The 471-nt window shown below is 64.1% G+C and carries 1 protein-coding gene; it reads left to right on the top strand.

What is annotated here, in order from left to right:
• The coding region (locus CDV44_RS27315; protein ID WP_170936134.1) for a malonyl-CoA decarboxylase domain-containing protein at positions 1-471 on the top strand (471 nt) is incomplete at both ends.

The raw sequence follows: 471 nt of genomic DNA, 5'->3' as shown, positions 1-471 counted from the left end.
CGGCGTGAGCTTCGGCAACTTTCTGCTCAAGCGCGTGATCGACGAGCTGCAAGTCGATTTCCCGAAGCTGCGCAACTTCGCGACGCTGTCGCCCATCCCCGGCTTCAACGACTGGCTCAAGCAACTGACGTCGCAAGCCCTCGCCGAGGCACTGGGTCCGAAGCGGGCGAAGCTGCTGGCGCAGGAGGCCTCGCTGGCATCGGCGGCCTCGGGGGCGCAGATGGTGGCGTGGTTACAGACATCAGCGGAGCGCAAGAGTGTGCAGGCACTGCAGCGCAGTCTTGGCGAGGCGCTGGCTGCGCACTATCTGGCGCGCGAAACCGTGCGTGCACAGCCGCGCGACCCGGTCGCCCGATTCCATTTGGGCAACGGTGCGCGTGTGGAACGCATCAACTGGCATGCGGATCTCTCAAAGAAAGGCGCGAAGCAGTCGTGCGGCATGATGGTCAACTATCTCTACGAACCCGACGA

The sequence above is a fragment of the Pandoraea sp. PE-S2R-1 genome, from assembly GCF_002179865.1.
In the GTDB taxonomy this organism is placed as follows: domain Bacteria; phylum Pseudomonadota; class Gammaproteobacteria; order Burkholderiales; family Burkholderiaceae; genus Pandoraea.
Note: the sequence above shows the minus strand (reverse complement) of the source record. Positions and strands in the feature narration are given on the sequence as shown.